This is a genomic window from Acidovorax sp. CF316 (assembly GCF_000276605.1).
GTDB lineage: Bacteria > Pseudomonadota > Gammaproteobacteria > Burkholderiales > Burkholderiaceae_C > Acidovorax.
Genome location: NZ_AKJX01000311.1, coordinates 1 through 1,102, shown reverse-complemented (window position 1 = coordinate 1,102; position 1,102 = coordinate 1). Strand labels below are relative to the sequence as shown.

The following is a 1,102-nucleotide window of genomic DNA, read 5'->3' as shown; positions in this document are numbered from 1 at the left end:
GGTCGCCTTTTCTTGGCCTACGTTCTTTTGGCGAAGCAAAAGAAGGTAGGTGCGCCGCCGGGCGCACACCCCGGCCTCCGCCTTCAACCAAAGCACGCCCTCAAAGCGGCAGTTGGCCGTGCCAACCCCTTGAAACCCTCTGCACCCGCCCAGCCCGGCAGCCCGGCTACAGTCCAGGCCATGGAACGACTCGCCACCTTCCGCCTGCTGATCCGCCTGGCAGAGCTCGAAAGCTTCTCCGCCGCCGCGGCAGAGCTCGACATGTCCGCATCCGCCGCCAGCAAGGCCATTGCCGAGCTGGAGGCGACCCTGGGCGCGCGCCTCGTGCACCGCACCACGCGCCGCGTGTCGATGACCGAGGTGGGCGCCGCCTATGTGGAGCGGGCCCGCTCAGTGCTGCTGGCCGTGGAAGAGGCCGACACCGAGGCCGCGGGTGCGGCAGGCGCAGCTGCAGGCCGGCTGCGGCTGAACGCGCCCATGGCCCTGGGCCTGGCCGACCTGGGTGCGGCGCTCACGGATTTTGCGGCTGCGCACCCGCAGGTCGAGCTCGACCTGGAACTCGGCGACCGCCACGTGGACCTGCTGGCCGAGGGCTTCGATCTGGGCCTGCGCGCCACCACCGACCCCAAGGATTCGAGCTACACGGCCCAGCGCATCGCGGCGTTCGACCTGCACGTGTGCGCCACGCCGGCCTACCTGGCACGCCAGGGCCACCCCGGGTCGCCCGACGGCCTGGCGGGCCATGCCTGCTTTGCGTATGCCTACGCCACGGCCGGCGCGCGCTGGCCGCTGCGCTGGGCGGGCGACACGCATGTCAGCGTGGCCCCGCGCATGCGCGCCAACAGCACGCTCTTCCTCAAGCGCCTGGTGATGGCCGACCTGGGCATTGCCGTGCTGCCCGACTTCGTGGCGCGCGAAGAGATCGCCGCGGGCACCCTGGTGGAGCTGTTCCCCACTGTCGAGCGCCCGCCGCTGGTGCTCTACGCCATCTACCCCGAGCGGCGGCTGGTGCCGCGCAAGGTCTCGCTGTGCGTGGCCTTTCTCAAGGACTGGTTCGCGCGCGGGCAGCACCTGCCCGCTGGATGATCGGCAGCCGCCCCCG

At 71.3% G+C, this 1,102-nt stretch carries 1 protein-coding gene; it reads left to right on the top strand.

Annotation, left to right across the window (positions count from 1 at the left end; all coding sequences use genetic code 11):
• Positions 1-180: 180 nt before the first annotated feature.
• Positions 181-1,086: a LysR family transcriptional regulator gene (locus PMI14_RS33260; RefSeq protein WP_007862321.1), complete on the top strand. Its 906-nt coding sequence runs from the start codon at positions 181-183 to the stop codon at positions 1,084-1,086.
• The last annotated feature ends 16 nt before the right edge of the window (positions 1,087-1,102 follow it).